The organism is Pseudoalteromonas luteoviolacea H33-S (genome assembly GCF_001625695.1).
Taxonomy (GTDB): domain Bacteria; phylum Pseudomonadota; class Gammaproteobacteria; order Enterobacterales; family Alteromonadaceae; genus Pseudoalteromonas; species Pseudoalteromonas luteoviolacea_B.
The window spans coordinates 202,256-220,305 of sequence record NZ_AUXY01000133.1 but is presented as its reverse complement, the minus strand read 5'-3'; the positions used below and the strand labels follow the sequence as shown (position 1 = coordinate 220,305).

The following is an 18,050-nucleotide window of genomic DNA, read 5'->3' as shown; positions in this document are numbered from 1 at the left end:
GCTGAGTAATCAAGTTCATTACTTAATACTTTGCCTTTGAATTTTCGGAGACTGAGTTACTTCCCACTTACCACTTTTTTTATCTTTAGCAAGATTGCTGTATTCCAGTCTAAAGGTTTTATAAAAGCCCATACCTCCTTCATACATCGAGAACCAAGGCGTTGTATTGTTTTGAAATGCAGCATTGACCTCAGATGTAATAATTGTGTTGCCATCATTTGCAACCACAGTGGCGACATGAAAGTTTGTAGCATGTTTTTTGATCTTTGCATTTAAGTCACTAACAGGATCTTCAACAGCCAAACCTGAAGTCAAAGTACTGAATGTAGGCTGTGCCTTAGTCCGTGGTGAAATATAATATGTATCACCAACTTGAGGCTTAGTTTTAGCCTGCTTGCTATCTTTTATTACTTTATCTTTCTCTTTTTTAGTGGTTTTTGACCTCAGCAGCCTTGCATATTTACCACAATCTGTTTTGTAAATACCTAGTTGCTTGTTGCCTCCATTGCTTTTCCAATGCTCGCTATAATCAGCATACGTATTAGTAAAGTGGCTAAACATTTTTGCAGGTACTAATGCCGGGCTCGTTGGTTTTGAATAAAGCAGTAACCGATTTTGACTTGTTAATGCATATTTCCCCGTCTTGCTTTTTTTATAAGTGCTCGGCAAGTTTTTAACATGCTTGCTTTTTTTCACACCTGTACTTTTCTTAGATAACATATTTTTCTCCAGTTTAAATTTAATTACAGCAGAACATGTGATTAACTTTAAAAAGTCACTCACAAATAAAGTTAAAATTAAAAACCGGAAAAGGTGGGGTGTTATAGCAATGACAGAATAAACTAAAGTTAATTATTCCAATTCAGATGTTTATTCTCTGAACCTGAATTATGTTGCTGTTTAACACCACTAAAAGTGCAACCACCTTTATTAGTTCCGATTTCATATAGATGGCGTACAGTCGTTTTAGATGCTTGATAATACACAGCACAACTAGACGAGTTTGACAACCCAAACAATCTCAACTTACTCTTACTATCAATATACTTCCCTGACGTATAATAAGTTGATTGAGTTGAACTCTGCGTACTTTCATCTTCAACTAACGGCTCTATTAACTGGCCATCGTTATAATTTTTGTAACTACCTTTCATATAAGATCTCCTTGCATTGATCTTCATTTAAATCACCTTTTAAAAAGATAAACATATAACTTGTAAAATTTATTATTTTTATACACTTAAACATTCTAAATTTTATTTACCTTTCACGTTCCTATTAAAATAAAATTCATAAAACACCTCCTTCTCAACACCAGCACCTTGAGTATCTGGCGACTCGATAAATCCTAAATTTTTCAAAATTTTTCGAGATGGGATGTTGTGGCACCAAGCTGAGGTTTTAATATAAGTAATATTAAGTTTATGGGCTATTGAACGAATTTGTTCTATAGCTAAATTGACACCGAGCGCACCAAAACCTTTATGTTGATAATCTTCACCTACCCAAAATGACAAGTGCGCAGATTGAATTGTTTTATTATCTACTTCCTCAGAAGATAACGTGTTTTCGATCTCATCAAAGTCAAAAACTACCCCGCCAACAAGTCCGAACTCAGCATGTACCATGGCAAAATGAGCCTTTTGATTACTGTCCCCTTGCGCTTGCCAAATTGGCCATACCTGTTTTAATTGCTTTAAGCTATCTAACTTTATGCCCCTTAGTCGCTCAGAGATATCTTGGTTGCGATATTGAGTATAATACTCTCCCAATTGGTGCTCACCTAAAGGGAGCAATTTAAGCGCACTGTTTTCATGGTGTGTACTTTGATATTCACAGTCATACCAAAGTATCTTTTCACAGCGCTGCAGATAGTGTAAAAGTTCGTTTTTTAGCTGTTCCGCTTGTGTTTTTTTCTCGCTCATTGATATGGCTAAATCAATACTTTGCTGTGCAATATCGAGTTCACCGGTTACCCAAGCCACCCGTGCCAAGTTATGTAAGAACACTGAATTTGGACCATTGACTTCTAAGCACATAAGCATACAGTTTTTAGCTAAAGACCAATGGTTTAATGCAACGGCTAATAGGCCAAGTTCAAAGGCAAAAGACTCACTTTCAAGATTGGCAATGTAGTTGTCCCATACCTGGGAAAGAAGTTGGCACCAAGCTAAACGATGCTTAAGAGGCACACCTTCTTTACGAAGGCGTGGTAGAAATAATTTAAGCACTTTTACGTCGTGATCCGTTTGCACAATAAAAGCACGGATTTGAGCATCGGATAAAGCGGCGGTAGCACTATCTAAGCTCTGCATTATTTGCGCTCTTGCCTTTGGTTGCTCGTTTGCACAGCTGGTATCAAAAGCATGTCTTGCATAATTAAACTCGATAGCGCGTTTTTCAGACAAAACCATCACACAACCAGTTTCGTCGTTTGATAATCTGCCACTTTGCATACTTAAGTCTTCACAAAGCAATTGATTTATAGAGCTAAAGTCAATGGGTAGAGCCATACCCACTAAATTAATACTGCTGGATAACCGTAATCCCTTTTGATCGTTGGTGTGATCGCTAATCAATCCCAGTATTCCCTTATTAAACGAATAGTCGATGGCATTAATTACTCGTGCTGCTTGTACGGGCACAGCAATCACTTCGCTGTTTCCTTTTGAACTTTGATACTCCAGTAACTGCTTTATGCGCTCAGATAATTGTGAGTCATAATACCGACTTTCGTCTTCTACACTCACCTTAGTCCATTGGTAAGCAAGCTCTATACGCTCGTTATCTTGAGTATCTTTGTTGATAACTTTGCTCTTGATTTGCTGCAAAAATGGCAATTCAAAACACGCATCTACCTCATTTATCGTGGTATCTATATTTATCGGACTTTCATATACGCGTGCGACATCAGCTCTGTAAACCTCGTAATAATGAACATGATAAAGCGATTGTGCGAGCTGAGATAACGTACCATTGGCTATCAAAATAGCTGGGTTGCTTGCATAATCAATATCCGTTTCACAAATAGCTTTTTTGGGTAGTGGTGAAATGCTTGAGGTGATCCCCCAGTCGATAATAAGTGCGCGTTTATGCGCTTTGTGAAATTGAAAGTCAGGATGTCGACTCAAAAGTGCTTGTTCTTGCTTGCTTGGCGTATGGATTAGCAAACATAAACGAATATGCAGCAGGCCTTGTTCAGCGCAGCCCTGCTGTAATTTATGCATCAAAGACAACCCAAACTTGTACCCACACGCCCCTAGTTGCAGCAAATAAACAGGCTTTGAAGTATCTAATAACTCATTGTCTTGTAAGTCATGTAACCAGGCCAGAATAGATTCTAAATAAACTTTTAACCAAGCTTGATTGTGCCACTCTTCGACAAATTGTTCTGATAAAAACGTTGGCCATATATCTGCTTCAGAGGCTCTGCGAAACTCACCATAGTTTTTCATTGTATTTATTTGGCATGATTGTGGCGCATCCTGTAGCGTCGCATACTCGAGTTGCTCCAATCTCAACCGTTGCGAATGATCAAAATCGTGATCGGACATAAATTTCTTCCTTAATCATTTCCATCTTTAATTAGCTTTATTATGTAATTGACATGTTTATTCGGGGGAGACAAAAAAGGCCGACCAAGCTGCCCATCGCACAGCTCATAGCCTTGCGGTAGCACCTCACCATACCAAAGAAATATTGCGCCAACAGGGATCGCTTGACTGCGTGGAGCATCATCCAATAAAGTCGCTATTTGTGGATCCGCAGACAGCCAAAATGTACCATCAAGTTTGAGGTTGCCTTTGATGGTGACATCATTACTAAACTCTAATCCACCCTCACTTATTCTGATGCCGTCCTCATTTTGCAGTAAGCATGCGTCCAGCCATTTCGCAAACTGAGATTCTGTTGGCTTTGCGCCACGTCTAAAAAAAGATTTTAGGGTTTTTCTTAAGGAGCTTTCCATCGTCAATTCCATCCGGCAATTACACTGATGACATATTGATTGTTTTAACGCTATCTATGGTGAATGGCTGCCAAATCTGTTTTTCTGGGCTTAGCTTAATTAATTTAAAATATCGAATCGTATTTTCATTTGCTCCCTTTAAAGCAACAATATTGCCAAGCTCAATCTCAGTTGGGAGGCGTTGCCAAAGCCCTGTAGAGCTTATTTGGTACAAACCATTTTCAATTTTTTGCGTTTGATTGATTAACAACACTAAAGATTGCCAATAACTTGGAGGCATTGGCTGTGACAGAGATATAGGTTCTTCAAATACGCTGTCTACCGCACCAATGAAGCCTATATAACGCTCAATATATTGCTGATTTTGGTCTATTTTTTTGAGTAAAGCATTGACATTTAGATATTTAAAAGTCATGTGCACACCTCATTTTTAACCCTTCATTTAAAATAAAAGGCCAAGTGCTCACACTTGGCCAAAGAGATTAAACTGCGACTGACACAGCGCCATCGCTTAATGCAACTTCACTCCACTGATCGCCTTCCATCAGTTTATAAAAAACGGTAGAGGATGTAGGGGGCGTGCCCAACAACTCAACTAGGTTGCCCAACTCAACATTTGGGTAAGTGATTTTATTAAGCGTGTCAGCAATTCTTTGATAAACCCCATTCTGAGAAGGTGCAGATTGCTTGGTGAGTAGGATTTTTTCACCATCAGCAAGCGCTAATGTATTGGTGAGATACTCATCCGAATTCGCCGTAGGCAGGTTTACATTGGTATCAGTTTTCACTTTATGAACACGGTCAATAATACCCGTGTATCTATAAAGTGATTTTGTCGCTGTCATGTTGACAGCGATTTGCTCAGCATCAATGGCTGAGAGAATACCAGAGAGAGTTTTTAAAGCCATTATGGCCTCCTTGATAAATGTAGCTTTCAGGTTTGAAACACTACAGGTTGTAGAATTGGAGTTTTATTTCAAGCAGCAACTGTCATGGTAGGATTAAACACAACGCTGCAAAGCATCTTTAAAGGTGCTGGGATGACACTTCGGGGATCAGTTCAAACAAGCGGTAACTGGTGACTTGATAATGCACAAAAGCACTCGTCCCATTATCATTGCCTATGCTGGTGATCCGACCAACAATTCCGCCCTCAAATACCACGGTACCGCCAACGAAATTGGTAATTGCCAAGTCTATTTCATTATCAGCAAACCAATTTTTACTCGATAAATTATTAAAGCCAGGACTGCTGTTGTGATGAGTATGTGCTGATGTAGAAGACACACTTGGTTTACCGGTTAGATAATTTTTCTCTTCTTTCCCTTTGGTATACAAGGCTAACATCCGTCTCCCAGCTGGCGCGCCATTTTGTGATAAAGCTTGCTCCGCCAGAATATTTTGGCTTTCATCAAGCAATTTGGTGCTATTCCACGCACTGTTTTCCACCAAATTCCCTAAGTAGCTGACTGTTGATTGCGAAATAAGAAAGCGCTCTTGGCTTTGCGGATTAAAGACCTTTCTGATGTACCCTAAATGACTTTGTATGCTGCCTGATACCTTCTGCCAACTTCCATTCACGTATTCCCATACAAAATTATTTTGCGCATCGTAAATTCTCGATACGTCTAGTCCACCGCGCAAATCGGTATCCAAGTAGGTTGAATTTGGCTGGGAGTAAGTGATGTAGCCATAAGATTGCTTGCCTTTGAAGCGATGTAAATCCGTGTCGTTATTCAAATCAACAATAATCTCACTGGCAGATTGGAAATTGCCCGTTTGGTTCCATGGCGTCACGTAAAATTTAAAAATATCATCTTGACGCTGAACTTTTACGCGCACACGTTTGTTATTCCATCCGCCACCAGTTCCAATGTTGTATTGCCCGAGTAACTTATCAGAACCAGAGCCTACACCGGCATAACCAAAATACACACCACACCCTGTTGAAGCGGGCGCTGTACCACCTGTATTGAGCACTATCGTTAGGACATAGTTTGTGTTCCCTTCCCTAACAAAAGCAGCAACGACACCAATTGTATCATTATCACTATTATCCGAACTTAACGTCGCCTCTAAGGTGTAGTTATCGACTTTCTCCGAGGATACAAACCCATTTGAAGGCGATACATTGAGCGGCATAACGACACTATCTGTAGAAGCGCGATAGAACCAAGCTTTTGCATTGGCGCTATTGCGAGCTTCGGCATCTTGTTTATTTAGGAAATACTCGTTTCCGTTAAATCTTGCCCAATTATTGAAGATATCCTGCATCGTCGGCGGGCTATAACTTTGCCTTGCATCATCTGATTGCTGCTGGGTGCGGTATATGTACGATTCCAGCTCAGGTAAAGGTGTGATGTTAATATAGACCGTACCAGTTTGTTCAACACTGTGACCATTTCTAACACGATAGTTAAACTGCGCAGGTTGCTCTGCGAGCCCTGTAGATAGAAAAGTAATAGTGTCTCCACTGAGAGATACCGTACCGCCTTGTGCATTGGATACACCGATTAAGGATAGGCCAGTGCCCGAGCCATCTTCATCATTGGCAATCAATTGCTGTTTGCTGATAAACACAGATTCACCTTGCTGTAGGCTCAAGGTATCTGGATTACATACTATTGGTGGGACCGCTACAACTGACATGGTGACAAAATGTGTTTTGCGGATCCCTATGCTGTTTTCAACAACAAAATCAAAACGGGCCGCACTGCCAATTCCACTATTTGAGGTGAATTCAATATTGGCGCCACGTATAAGCACAGTCCCAAACTGAGGGTTTTGTGCCGCAATCAGCCTAATAGGGTCTTGCCCATTACTATATTCATCAAAGCTACCCTCAAGAATATTGGCGATTGGAATAATAGCAGTGCGCTGCGTATAAACCTGAAACGTTTTATCAACTAGGCGTATCGTTTGAGCTGACTTGCCGTAAAACTCGCTGATTGCGAGTGTGTCGCCTGGCACTTTGTCGACATGCTCGCTGAAGTAACCTAATTCATGGGGCTGTGAGTCGCGATATTCATCGCCAATATTCTTGAGTGATATGGGTCCATTCGTTTGTAAAGTCATTCACCTTCACTCCCTTTATTTAGACTCAAGTTTGGCAACTTGATTTTCTAAACTCATTACCTTGTTATTTAGTTCTTTAATACCCTCAACTAATAGGCCAACTAAGTTGCCATAGGCAACAGATTTATAGTCATCTTGCTCGTATACAGCTTCAGGACAGGCTTGCTCTACGTTTTGCGCTATCAACCCGGTATAACGCCTATCAGACTGACCATCAGCGCGTTCGAATGTAACACCCTCTAGCTTTCCTACGGCTGCGAGCGCCTCTGTGATGGGTTTAATATTTGATTTTAGCCGTGCATCAGAAAAAGCAGTCACATCACCCGTTGCGGTGATTGCTCCTGAAACAGCCATATTGCCGTTAAAATTAGCCTGCGTAATATCCACTGTGCCTACAAGCTGGGTATTGACGGATTTTAGAAAGCGTTGATCGGCCTCCGCCTTGGTATATCTTGATGCCGAATCTGCTGTACGAACTGACACCTCTTGCTGTAAAGCTGTCTGAAGTGATGCTACCTCTTGTGACCTCGTGCTCGACTCTGTAGCCAGATCGGTTTCTATTTGGGCACTTCTCTGATCATTACTCAGTACATAGCTTGCAAAAGCTTGATCCGACTCAGTGTCTACTGAGTTGATCAAATCAACAATTTCTTTAAATGAATCTGCATCTGCATCACTCGCTTCCAAAATGCTATCAATGCGCTCTTTTTGAACGGTGATTTTAGCGTTGTAATCTGCTTTTAAAGCATCTGATCCAGAAGATTGTTGCGCTTTGAATTGAGCAGCATCGAGTAGCTTATCTGTGACACCCGCTTCAATATCTGCTGGTGTAGCAACATCTACCGAGTGTTGATTATTAATGACCTTGAGACCGGCGCCCGCCAATGTAACTTGAGCTGAAGCCTGCCATTGGTTTTCAACATCCCCCTGTAAATTTTCAAACTGAGAGGCTAAAACAAAAACTTTATGCTGATGTACAGTACCTGCATTGATCTTTACTGCGGCACCTGGGCTTAAGGCAATCTCTGGCGATGGTAAAGACAGTGTTTTGTCTGATTGAATTTGCCATATACGATTTTCACTTGGCTCTAGCTGGGCTGTTAACAAAACAAGATCGCCCGCTTGCAATGATACACCATCGAGCATCAGCAATGGTGAAGCAGTATCGATATGCGTATTGACTTCAGCACAAGTGATAAAATCTGGTATTAAAGTATAGATCCCCAGCGACTCAACTTTTTGATTAAGCCAATACCCATGATCTGCGTTCAGGACTTTTACGCTGCTGCCTGACTCAATATCACCCATTTGTGCAAAGTCGATACGCTGTGGTGGAACTTGTCCAAATTGCAGATGACCTGCATCTAACCCCGTTAATTGCTGACCATCTCCAATGATGTCTTTGGCTTTAAGGCTTGAATTATTATCTATTTGCGTGAGGTCTATTTGAGCGGGCAAATTGGCATTATTTAAATCCGTGATCGCTGCACCATTACCAACTAAATAATTGGCCGTCAATTTGCTGTTTTCGACGCTGCCTTGCTGTGTTAAATCAATTTCTGCTGGAAAGCGAGCGTTTTGGATGTGCTCTGAGTAGTAGTCAGGTACATCAAAATTTTCAACCTTATGCCAATCTAGATTTTGGTCAGTATTACTTTCCATAACATAATGATAATAACTTGCACTGTCGTCTAAAGAACGATTCGCTTTAATTAGCATGCCTTCAAATTCATTAATCGTCTGCTTGGTCAGCTTGGCGATTTTCTCTCCTTCAACTGTCTCTAGTTCAAATATGTATACACCATTCTCTGTAATATCTTGCTGCGCATGCAAAATAACTTGCTCTCCAGGAACCAGAGAGTACTCAGCTAATTTCGCCGTCAAATCTGATTGTAAATCGAGATCAGGCTCACTTATCGCGCAATCAACAGTGACACCAAACAGGTGTGCCAATAAGCTGAATGTAGATGAATTATCCGTTGCCGCATCGATCAGTTTGCGAAATTCGATTTGAGTTGGTATGTCGCCATTTTCAAAATATCCGCGCAGTTCAGTATTCAATTCTGAATGTTTCATAGTTAACCTTTGGTGATTAGTCTAAAATTGAGAAATCTTGCTACATCGGGGGAGAGTTGATGCAGCAAGCGAAATTTGGTGGAGGAAAAATGCTTCTAAGCTGATTTATTATCCATGTTAGTTTCAATTTCTTGGATAACTGGCAATACATCAGGTGTAAATACTGGCACAGGTACAGACAAAGAAAGTAACAAAGTAGGTTTAGGTGTCGAGCCCAAAGCTTGCCATACATGACCACTTACTTTTTCACTATGCTCATTGCCAAATAACTGTGTTCGGATCCCATAAGGCTTATCCTCTACCCCATACTTAGCCAGAATGTCTTCAGGTAAAAAGTCATAAGCACCTAGTCCACATAACAAATAACTAAGTACCATATGTTCAAGCTCTGCACTGCCTGCTTCAGCCTTACTCCATACAGTCAGCATATAAGTCAACGAAACAAACCTTGGCTCTTTATGATGAATGCGATGGGTCTGAGAAATGTTCAAATAACTTCTTGGCGGCTCACTTTGACGACGAGTTATATCTTCAGCGACCCCAATCAGGTAACAGCTAACCGTTGGCTCGTCACTGACATGTTTGTCGTAAAAAGTTTTATCCGGGGCAACAAAACTAAGCGCAATTTCACTATCTAGCTCTGTACCAGTTCCATTACTCACCGACAAAATTCGCTCAGTGAGGAATGTTTTTAACGCTTGTTGTGTGTTGTAAATAATGTTTGGATCCATATTAATTTCCTTGCAACCAGGCTTTTATTTCATGCTGTGCCATAAATCCTTCGTGTTGTTTTGAAAGCTCTCTTTTAAGCGCATTCGCGAGCGATTCAGGGTCTATATCTCTATGATCTATCATCAAACGTTGTAATAACGCAGACTCCGTAATATTGAAAATTTGTGCAGCACTTAATTCAAATCTTTGTGCCAAACTTGTTATCGAATTCATGAGGACATCATTGCCATTTTTTGACAAAGCGCGACGCCATAACTGCTCTCGGTGTTCCGGCGTTGGCAATGTAAACTCAATCACATTGTGGAACCGTCGTAAAAAAGCATCATCCAAATTAGATTTAAGATTTGTGCTTAACAGTAGAAGGCCGCTGTAGTGTTCTATTTTTTGAAGTAAATAACTTACGCCCGTGTTTGCATTTTTATCCTGGCTAGACTCTACAGTACTTCTTTTCGCAAATATCGCATCGGCTTCGTCAAACATCAGAACGGCATTGTGATCTTGGGCTTGATCAAAAAGCTTTTCTAGGTGCTTTTCCGTCTCCCCTATCCATTTACTCGCGATATTAGCTAAGTTCACGATATACAAAGGCAGCTGAAGCTCCCCTGCAATGGCCTCCGCAGCCATTGATTTACCCGTACCCGGCTTACCCCAAAAAAGTGCTTTACAGCCTGGCATAAAACGAGATAATTGGGATTGCAAATCCGCTTTTTTATCTATTCGACCAACCAACTCACCAAGCTGCAACGACACTTGTGGCGACAAAACCATATCCGAAATTTTAAACCGAGGTTCAGCCAGCTTTGCCAGCTCTTCAGGACCTTTACTTAGTTCACGTAAACACAGTGATTGAAGCATGTCCCAAAAATTAGACTCACTTTGCATATTTTGTTTAGCAGTGCTTGCCAATACTGACATACGATGTATCGAAACAGGGTAACGAGACGTAATTGAGGCGGCTTCCGCTTTATTTGGTGCTGGCGATAACATCTGCCAAGTATCTTCAAGAGATTTAGCTGAAGGCTTTTTAAATTTAATCCTCTTACAAAACGCTTGCGCTTCTTTTGGCTGATTAGCCAATGGACTCACGAATGATACCTTAGCTGCCCCAAGATCTAACTGATCTAGTTTTTCGAAAATCAAGGGAGAAACACAATTTAAATCATCAGCAAATAAGAATATGTGCTTACCTGCAGCACTAAGGATGACATCTACTAATGAACAGATAAATGAGGTGTAATCCATTTTCTGAAGTCGCTCATCATGAAAAAAGCCAAACAAAGCATGTTCATGAAAGGCAAGTTGTTGCGAATACCAGCGAGCAATATCTGTATTATAAGTATCAATCTGGAAAATTTGGTTGCTAGATAAATCATCCTCCATCTCATCCATACAAAACCTAAAAATAGTATCTTGTGAAGCACAACTATCAAATGCAACGACGTGTTCTTCTTTAAGACTTAAAGAACCTGTCAATAAATAATGTAATAGCCCTGAGTGTATAGAAACACGTTCAGTCAGCGATTGCGAAGGTCCATATTGTAATAATTGCCATTCAAACACCTTCATGCGAAGGCTTCCATTAAATAGCAACGCCCTTTTATTACCCAATTGACTCAAATACAATAACTTATCAAGGCTAAGTGTTGGGCCATTTTCATACCAACTCAATCCTATAAAAGGTGTCAAAATATCAGGTTCAAGCTCTTGAATATACACAAGAGCAATTAGCCTCATTTCATATTTTTTAAGACTAAACACCTGTGCAACAAACTTAAACTTAGCCGCGCAAATTAACTGCTCTAACGCATCATCAAAATGAGACATCAAAAGTTGTATATTCTCTTCATCTTGTGACAGTGCAGCTCCAATTTGAAAAAAACAACGAGCAAGCTGCTTTTCTAGTTCAAATTGTTGTGATGTCACTTGATCGGGTGCTAACATACATTTAAACCCCGTACGCTTAACTCTAAAGGCTGCATAGAATTGACTGAAAGTTGCTTTCTCTGTGCCTTTAGCACAGGCACTTTGATCTGAATACTAATTACTAACGCTTCAACGTAAACCAACAAGATTACGCAAGTACACATTAGGTTATAAAAACAGTGTTGTTCCATCATCTGGCCTCAACAACTTGTAACAGGTCGGCTGGAACCGATAGCATCAAACTTTGATCTAAACCTGCTATTTCAATTACAAATACGCTGTCGTTGGTGCGCTCTACCAAGTAACCTTGGTAACCCTTTAAAGCTCCAACTGTGATTTCTACTTGACTGCCAATAGCTAACCTATTAGGTACTGTTTCACATTCAAAACCCGAAGAAATAACCGCTTTGATCTTTTCAATTTCAGCGCTCTTAACAATACTTGCTTTGCCATTAAACTTTATAAAATCTACAAACCCATTTAAGCGTTTGATATGGTGATATTCAAAGTCGTCTAGGTAAACAAATACATATGATTTAAATAAAGGAGTATTTATTGTTTTAACACGATCACTCCACTGTTTTTTTTCAACTTTTAATGGTAAAAATACATCACATCCAGAGTTAATATTCGATACTTGTTCTGCAAACTTCTTTTCGGTATTCGGCTTAGTGTAAACAACGTACCAATTTCTTATTGTTGTCATCTCAAATCCTAGATACGCTCCGCCACATCGCCCACATAATGGAGCGATCTTTTCAGAGGTTTATGTTTTAAAGTTAAGTAATAAACAATTTAGAATGCTTACTACTGTTTTAATACCGTACTGACGAAACTCGAGATAGTTTGTGAAAATTTAAGTTAATTGAAACAAAAAAAGTGGCCTCAATTTTTGAGACCACTTTCAAGGTTGGGCTGATGTTTAAAACCTTGCAGGCAATAAACGTAATACATAAAGATATGTGAAATAATTTTATTGATTTAAATCATTACTCTTATAAAACTACTGGAAAATATATTTGTACAATGTGCTGAACCTTATCAGGTGTTAACAATACCGCTTATATTCTTCTTTTAAATTTGTCAGTTGCCTTCTTGCTAGCTGTACCCGTTTCCTTACATTCTCTAGTGATAATTGCAGTCTACTTGCAATTTCTGGGTACTCCATTTCATAGAGAAATTTATATTGCATCACAAGACGTAAATCTCTAGGAAGTATAGAGATTTCATTTACTAACTTCGCATATAAACTGGTATTCCAATGGTCGCTTTCTAAAGAGGTGGATTGGTTATCTGCAAAAAAGAAGTGATCCGGCAGCTCAGATACGTGATTGACTATATCTTGATGTTTAGCTCTTGCACGGTGTTCATCCATACATAAATTGTGAGCAATACGGCATAACCAAGCAAATTCATTTTCTATTGTATAATTTGCTTGATTATATGCTCGAAATGCCTTTTCACAAGTTTGCGCAAGTACATCTTCAACTTTATCACTATCGTTTCTTAGCCAACGGTGGCAACAGCTTAATAGTTTTTCTTTGTTTTCAAGCCAAATTGTCCAAAACTCACTATGTCCTTTTAGTTGCCTTTGTTTTGCTGCAACTAACTCCCCTGTATGTAACATCATTTCTCCAATAAAAAAATTTATATCGGAGGAAAGACGCGCGCATAGCATTTATGTGAAAACAAAATTAATACAATATATAAACCATTGTTTATTTAATGTATAACCCTATTCTGCTGCCATAAATTATTTGCTTTTAGAGTCAAAGTACATTTTTAGCCTAAAATTTGAGTAACAAAGAAGGATTAAGTTAAGAGATGCAAAAAAAGAAAATTACTTGCAATACTAAACACTATACCTTCTCGTAAGTAAGAAGGTATGAATAATTGAATTTGATGCTTATTCATTTAGTACTGACAGTTCATGTTTAATAGCTTTTATTATCGGCTCTATATTTTTACTTCTATGAGCAAAAGAAATTCGTAATTTTTCTTTATAAGTGCTTACAACCAATGCTAAACCAGCAGGCGGCAAAGGGACGCTAAAATTGTAGGTATCTACAATCTTATGCTCGCCAATATAACTTAAATCAAAATCTAGTCTTCCTAAATTAGATAAGATCACATTTCCTCTCAGAAACAGGTGTTTGTAACAGTTAACGAGTAGTTTTAACGCAAACTTAGGCATCAAATTTATTGAGTAAGATTGTATGCGCTGCTCTGCTTGGTGCACCTTATATCCCTCACGTTTCAAATTCTGTAGACGCGCTTGGTACGCCTGAACCCAACAGCTATCGCCTCCGACTTCTGAACCGAACGGCATAATTAAATTGTTATACGAAGATGCGAGATCTTGCTTTGCTATCCCTCTAATCGAAATAGTCTCAATAATAGTGTACTTTTCGCCCTTATTTAATGCTTTATTAAGTACATAGTTAAGCGCAACATTAACAGATACTTGATGCTGTCTAGCCCATCTCACTAAAGACTCTGTAGCCGCAGTGCCAAAATCATAATAATCTACAGACCAATTGCTAGAATCTTCAATCGTAATTTTAGCGCTGGGTTTGAACAGCTCAGACACTAAGTATTTACCAGCCTTTAGTATTGCATTTAATTTAACTCTATCAAAAATCAGATGCTCTTCACAAAAGCTATTATCTTCCTCAGGAAAAGTTTGCTTATTCAAGATGGAGTGCAATTGTTCAAACAGGATATAACCACTTCGCGCGTCAGAGGCTGCATGAGAGGAAAGAAACAACATTGCACTAAGATGTTTAAAGCGGATATAAACAAACTTCAACGGTGAGCCTGCGAAAGGATCAATAGGGTTGTCAATGGCATATTGCCTAAGCGCCTTATGCCATTGCTCAACATCACTGTAGCGGTCACTCCAATCTAAATATAATTTGGGTGGATACAGTAACGCGTCATATTGCCAATAATACTTAAGCCCTTTTCTCACGATTCGACTTTGCAAAACTGGATGAGTACGTGCAATTTGATCAACACTAGTTGCCAACACTTCCATATCGTATTGACCATCTAAAATGAGTAAGTCACATGAATTTGCATTATTATTATTTGCCTCACCTAAGGCGAGAAAGTTGAGTGAACGATCACTCAAAGGCATTAGTTTCATTGTATTGTTCCCATTAATAATCCACAGAACTTTAAACGAGAATTATTTACATGTCTAATGACTTATCCTAAATAGCGATACAAATGAGCAAATGAATGCAGTAGATGTTATCAGCTTCAATTCAACTATTATGACAACTTTTGTTCCAGCGCAATAAAATCGTCATTTAAATTCAATAATATGAGCTAAAAATCAGGTGTATCGTTAAGGATTAAAAATGGCTTCATTGAATTTACATCGTGTCTATATTCCAACCAATGCTCGCAATAACCACTATATTTTGGCAGAGTTTAAACCCGAGAACTCTTTCTATGAACGCTTTGATGATGTTGAAAGTGCTTATCAGCGCCTCTCAAGAAAGCTATTTGCACTGTGTGATGAATATGAATTATATAACGTACAGCTTATTGTAAATGACAAGCTGCCCGTTGTCAGATATCACGAAGAGGCTTACAGTTTACAAACAGACAAACAAATCCTGTTTTTTTACAACCCTAAATATCATGAAGCGCACAAGGTTTACAGTGATGAAGATCATAAAGCTAGAAAGATCCGTTTCTTGTTTTTAGCCACAGGTGATGAACTAAGAGCAAATGCTGCGTCTTTTCATAGTAAAGTAAAGCGTGCTTTAGACGCACTTCAGTCTCAATATGAAGAAGAAAATATGCAGATAAAAGTGAGAGACCATCAACATCTCACATATGATATTTTCTCAAAAATTAAAGGTCATAGAGAAACATATGGTTATAAGCTGAGAAGCTTATACCCTCGTTATCAAGCCAGAAACTGCTCATTGCCTGAGGCTCATAGTGAAATTACCTATGTTACATTCTCTGTTCCGATCACTAGAGCCATTAAAACCGAATACCAGCATATGCTCAGACCTGGTGACTATGCGAACTTTTACAGGCATATTGAAGATAAACTACTGACAACATGTAATCAGCTTCAGCTGACACATATAGGATTTGTAGCTGATGGTAGACTGCCTATTGTCAGGAATAGCCAAATTGATAAATCAGCACACAACCGAGAACTGCAAAAGCTGAGCTTTGACACTTCGCTTATTGACGGACAAACCCACACAATTTGGGACGCCGAATATCTATGTGATGTAATGCATTTTGTTATCGTAGCTAACGACAGTGATAACAAAGATACGGGGTATGGAAAATTCATGAACAATGTTGAAACCATGGTAAGGCGATTTATAACTCAGCTTCCCGTAAACCCAGAAAAGCAAGATATAACAATGCGATTTTTCCAACACATTAGTTATAACTATTAAAAAAGCCTTTTAAAGCAGGTGATTAAAACGAAATCACCTGCCCTTTGGCTGTGCGCTTGACATGGTTCAAGCGACTTTCTAATTCGGCAAATATGTTTCCAAAGTCGCCCTCATCTGAGCATATGAGTGCGCCAGATATTGACAACGGGGCCTTGTTGCTCTGTGCTATCAAGACCTTATTGAGCGCCGCTAATCGCTTTTGTAAAACTGTTTTTTTCATCCCTAAACACATGATTACAAACTCTTGATCACTCACCCTACAGACTAAATCACCATCATCTCGAAATTGCATCAACAGTTGGTCGGCAATAAATCTAAGATCAGAGTCCTCAAACACGTTACTGCTATACCTTTCACTAAGTTCTGAATTTACCTCGATAAGCGCCATAGCATAATCCACATGACAACTTGTAAAATCATCATGTTTTTCAATCAAATAGCGTCTATTATATAAGCCTGTGGCGATATCTCTGTAATACAAGTCTTGAGTCAATTTACTTGTTGACTGTCTATGATAAATAATCAGGCCAATCAAACAAGCAAGTAACAACGCAATAAAAATATATGCCTTTGTCAACGTTCCATCTTCTTTAGAACTGTAATTTTGCCGGTGTTCTTTAGGCGAACTCTTCTCCCTACGATCTAACCTTATTACATTTTGATTATCATTTTGCTGCTTACCTTGTGTCTTTAATTCGCTCTCCTCGAGCAGGCGAATATAAGTACGTAATGTGGATACTGTCTGCGGAAAATCTTGCTTCGCTTGATGCACATCCGCTTCGATTTTGAGTGTTTGTCTCATATATCTATTATTTAATGGGCTGTGATATGTACTCAAAACCTGTTTTGAAAACGTAATTTGCTCAAGTGCTTTATCAAACATCTTAGTTTGTGCATATGCATACCCGAGGTTATTGTGTAGCACAATAATGTGCGCGGGGTTTATAATGGCGCTTTTTTGTGTACTTTGGGCTGAATTAAAATGTTTTATGGATAGCTCGAATGTTTTTTCTGATAACGCTATTTTACCAAGCCCTGATAAAGCCCAAAATTTATACCTCGGCAAATCGTATTCTTCAGAAGCTACAAGCATTTGCGAATAACATACTTTTGCTTTTTCAAGCAGCCCAGCTCGCAATAATGTTAAGCACAGGTTATATTTTACAGGTAAACCATCCAGAACATTATTTTGTCTGTCAGCTAATTCTTGTGCTTGGTGTGCATAACCTAGTGCTTTGACGTAAAATTTCAACGTTGAGTAATAAGCTGTTAGCGCATCATAGACCAATAATTTAGTGATATCACCTTGCTCGTTAGAGTATTTAGACATCAGCCCTTGCGCCGTCTGAAGTCGCTTTAATGCAGTACTATACTCTTCTCGCCACACTGAAATGATAGCTTCCATCGCGTGAGCGCGTACCAAAAACTCACTTTCTCTATTTTGAGTAAAACAAAGGCTAGCTTGCTTTATATACTGCTTCGCTTTATTTAAATCACCCTGCTCTACTGAGAAAAAAGCACGATATAAAAACCAGTAACCAGAAGTAAGTTGTAAAGGTGAAGATTGTGCTCTGGCCTTTCCCAAGTCAAAAAGTTTCGCCGCAGTATCGATATCGCCTCTAAAGAACGCAGCGCGGGCTCTAAGCGTCAACCATAACAGCTCATCGATGCCAACAGGAGGCATTTCCATTTTAAGTAATTGAGCAGGAGAGGAAACAACCGATGCTTCAAACTCCAGTAACTGTGGTTTTGAAAATGCTGATGCAGGCAATGAGTAAAGTAAAGCCACCACTAACAAAAAAAATATGTGTTGCAAATACGCTTCCCGTAAAGTTTACCTC

General features: G+C 39.2%; 15 protein-coding genes. 1 reads left to right on the top strand and 14 read right to left on the bottom strand.

Annotation, left to right across the window (positions count from 1 at the left end):
• Positions 1 to 18 precede the first annotated feature (18 nt).
• From N477_RS24855 to N477_RS24795, 13 genes are all read right to left on the bottom strand, one after another.
• Complete coding sequence (locus N477_RS24855) at positions 19 to 720, bottom strand: hypothetical protein (protein WP_063363973.1); 702 nt, start codon at positions 718 to 720, stop codon at positions 19 to 21.
• Positions 721 to 848: 128 nt separating this feature from the next.
• Positions 849 to 1,154, bottom strand: coding sequence for a hypothetical protein (locus N477_RS24850; protein WP_063363974.1), 306 nt, complete (start codon positions 1,152 to 1,154; stop codon positions 849 to 851).
• A 102-nt stretch (positions 1,155 to 1,256) separates the two neighbouring features.
• The gene (locus N477_RS24845) at positions 1,257 to 3,554 is read right to left on the bottom strand and encodes a GNAT family N-acetyltransferase (protein ID WP_063363975.1); all 2,298 of its coding nucleotides are present in this window, start codon (positions 3,552 to 3,554) and stop codon (positions 1,257 to 1,259) included.
• 11 nt (positions 3,555 to 3,565) lie between these two features.
• A complete protein-coding gene (locus tag N477_RS24840; RefSeq protein ID WP_063363976.1) occupies positions 3,566 to 3,967 on the bottom strand; it encodes a phage tail protein in 402 nt (133 codons plus the stop codon).
• 19 nt (positions 3,968 to 3,986) lie between these two features.
• Complete coding sequence (locus N477_RS24835; protein ID WP_063363977.1) at positions 3,987 to 4,382, bottom strand: hypothetical protein; 396 nt, start codon at positions 4,380 to 4,382, stop codon at positions 3,987 to 3,989.
• A gap of 67 nt (positions 4,383 to 4,449) precedes the next feature.
• Positions 4,450 to 4,875, bottom strand: coding sequence for a hypothetical protein (locus N477_RS24830; RefSeq protein WP_063363978.1), 426 nt, complete (start codon positions 4,873 to 4,875; stop codon positions 4,450 to 4,452).
• A 118-nt stretch (positions 4,876 to 4,993) separates the two neighbouring features.
• Entirely contained in the window at positions 4,994 to 7,042 is a 2,049-nt protein-coding gene (locus N477_RS24825; protein ID WP_063363979.1) for an Ig-like domain-containing protein, read from the bottom strand.
• Between the two features lie 15 nt (positions 7,043 to 7,057).
• The gene (locus N477_RS24820) at positions 7,058 to 9,118 is read right to left on the bottom strand and encodes a tail fiber domain-containing protein (protein WP_063363980.1); all 2,061 of its coding nucleotides are present in this window, start codon (positions 9,116 to 9,118) and stop codon (positions 7,058 to 7,060) included.
• A 95-nt stretch (positions 9,119 to 9,213) separates the two neighbouring features.
• A complete protein-coding gene (locus tag N477_RS24815) occupies positions 9,214 to 9,849 on the bottom strand; it encodes a Pvc16 family protein (protein ID WP_063363981.1) in 636 nt (211 codons plus the stop codon).
• A gap of 1 nt (position 9,850) precedes the next feature.
• Positions 9,851 to 11,791 carry an ATP-binding protein gene (locus N477_RS24810; protein ID WP_063363982.1) on the bottom strand — a complete coding sequence of 647 codons (1,941 nt, stop codon included), beginning with the start codon at positions 11,789 to 11,791 and terminating at the stop codon, positions 9,851 to 9,853.
• A 172-nt stretch (positions 11,792 to 11,963) separates the two neighbouring features.
• Positions 11,964 to 12,479: a UpxY family transcription antiterminator gene (locus N477_RS24805; RefSeq protein WP_063363983.1), complete on the bottom strand. Its 516-nt coding sequence runs from the start codon at positions 12,477 to 12,479 to the stop codon at positions 11,964 to 11,966.
• A 342-nt stretch (positions 12,480 to 12,821) separates the two neighbouring features.
• On the bottom strand, positions 12,822 to 13,403 hold the full coding sequence (locus N477_RS24800) for an RNA polymerase sigma factor (RefSeq protein WP_231098164.1): 582 nt from the start codon (positions 13,401 to 13,403) through the stop codon (positions 12,822 to 12,824).
• Between the two features lie 276 nt (positions 13,404 to 13,679).
• Positions 13,680 to 14,921 (bottom strand): hypothetical protein, encoded by a 1,242-nt coding sequence (locus N477_RS24795; protein WP_063363985.1) that lies wholly within the window; start codon positions 14,919 to 14,921, stop codon positions 13,680 to 13,682.
• A 217-nt stretch (positions 14,922 to 15,138) separates the two neighbouring features.
• On the opposite strand from N477_RS24795, the gene N477_RS24790 reads away from it, so the two are divergent.
• The gene (locus N477_RS24790) at positions 15,139 to 16,209 is read left to right on the top strand and encodes a DUF3083 family protein (RefSeq protein ID WP_063363986.1); all 1,071 of its coding nucleotides are present in this window, start codon (positions 15,139 to 15,141) and stop codon (positions 16,207 to 16,209) included.
• A gap of 22 nt (positions 16,210 to 16,231) precedes the next feature.
• Here N477_RS24790 and N477_RS24785 read toward each other — a convergent pair whose 3' ends face one another.
• Positions 16,232 to 18,025, bottom strand: coding sequence for a diguanylate cyclase (locus tag N477_RS24785; protein ID WP_063363987.1), 1,794 nt, complete (start codon positions 18,023 to 18,025; stop codon positions 16,232 to 16,234).
• Positions 18,026 to 18,050 lie beyond the last annotated feature (25 nt).

Excerpts from the sequence above, each read along its gene's own strand:
- N477_RS24815 (WP_063363981.1), bottom strand. The coding sequence starts at position 9,849 with ATGGATCCAAACATTATTTACAACACACAACAAGCGTTAAAAACATTC.
- N477_RS24820 (WP_063363980.1), bottom strand. The coding sequence starts at position 9,118 with ATGAAACATTCAGAATTGAATACTGAACTGCGCGGATATTTTGAAAAT.
- N477_RS24825 (WP_063363979.1), bottom strand. The coding sequence starts at position 7,042 with ATGACTTTACAAACGAATGGACCCATATCACTCAAGAATATTGGCGAT.
- N477_RS24800 (WP_231098164.1), bottom strand. The coding sequence starts at position 13,403 with ATGATGTTACATACAGGGGAGTTAGTTGCAGCAAAACAAAGGCAACTA.
- N477_RS24835 (WP_063363977.1), bottom strand. The coding sequence starts at position 4,382 with ATGACTTTTAAATATCTAAATGTCAATGCTTTACTCAAAAAAATAGAC.
- N477_RS24845 (WP_063363975.1), bottom strand. The coding sequence starts at position 3,554 with ATGTCCGATCACGATTTTGATCATTCGCAACGGTTGAGATTGGAGCAA.
- N477_RS24805 (WP_063363983.1), bottom strand. The coding sequence starts at position 12,479 with ATGACAACAATAAGAAATTGGTACGTTGTTTACACTAAGCCGAATACC.
- N477_RS24850 (WP_063363974.1), bottom strand. The coding sequence starts at position 1,154 with ATGAAAGGTAGTTACAAAAATTATAACGATGGCCAGTTAATAGAGCCG.
- N477_RS24795 (WP_063363985.1), bottom strand. The coding sequence starts at position 14,921 with ATGAAACTAATGCCTTTGAGTGATCGTTCACTCAACTTTCTCGCCTTA.
- N477_RS24840 (WP_063363976.1), bottom strand. The coding sequence starts at position 3,967 with ATGGAAAGCTCCTTAAGAAAAACCCTAAAATCTTTTTTTAGACGTGGC.
- N477_RS24855 (WP_063363973.1), bottom strand. The coding sequence starts at position 720 with ATGTTATCTAAGAAAAGTACAGGTGTGAAAAAAAGCAAGCATGTTAAA.
- N477_RS24830 (WP_063363978.1), bottom strand. The coding sequence starts at position 4,875 with ATGGCTTTAAAAACTCTCTCTGGTATTCTCTCAGCCATTGATGCTGAG.
- N477_RS24810 (WP_063363982.1), bottom strand. The coding sequence starts at position 11,791 with ATGTTAGCACCCGATCAAGTGACATCACAACAATTTGAACTAGAAAAG.
- N477_RS24790 (WP_063363986.1), top strand. The coding sequence starts at position 15,139 with ATGGCTTCATTGAATTTACATCGTGTCTATATTCCAACCAATGCTCGC.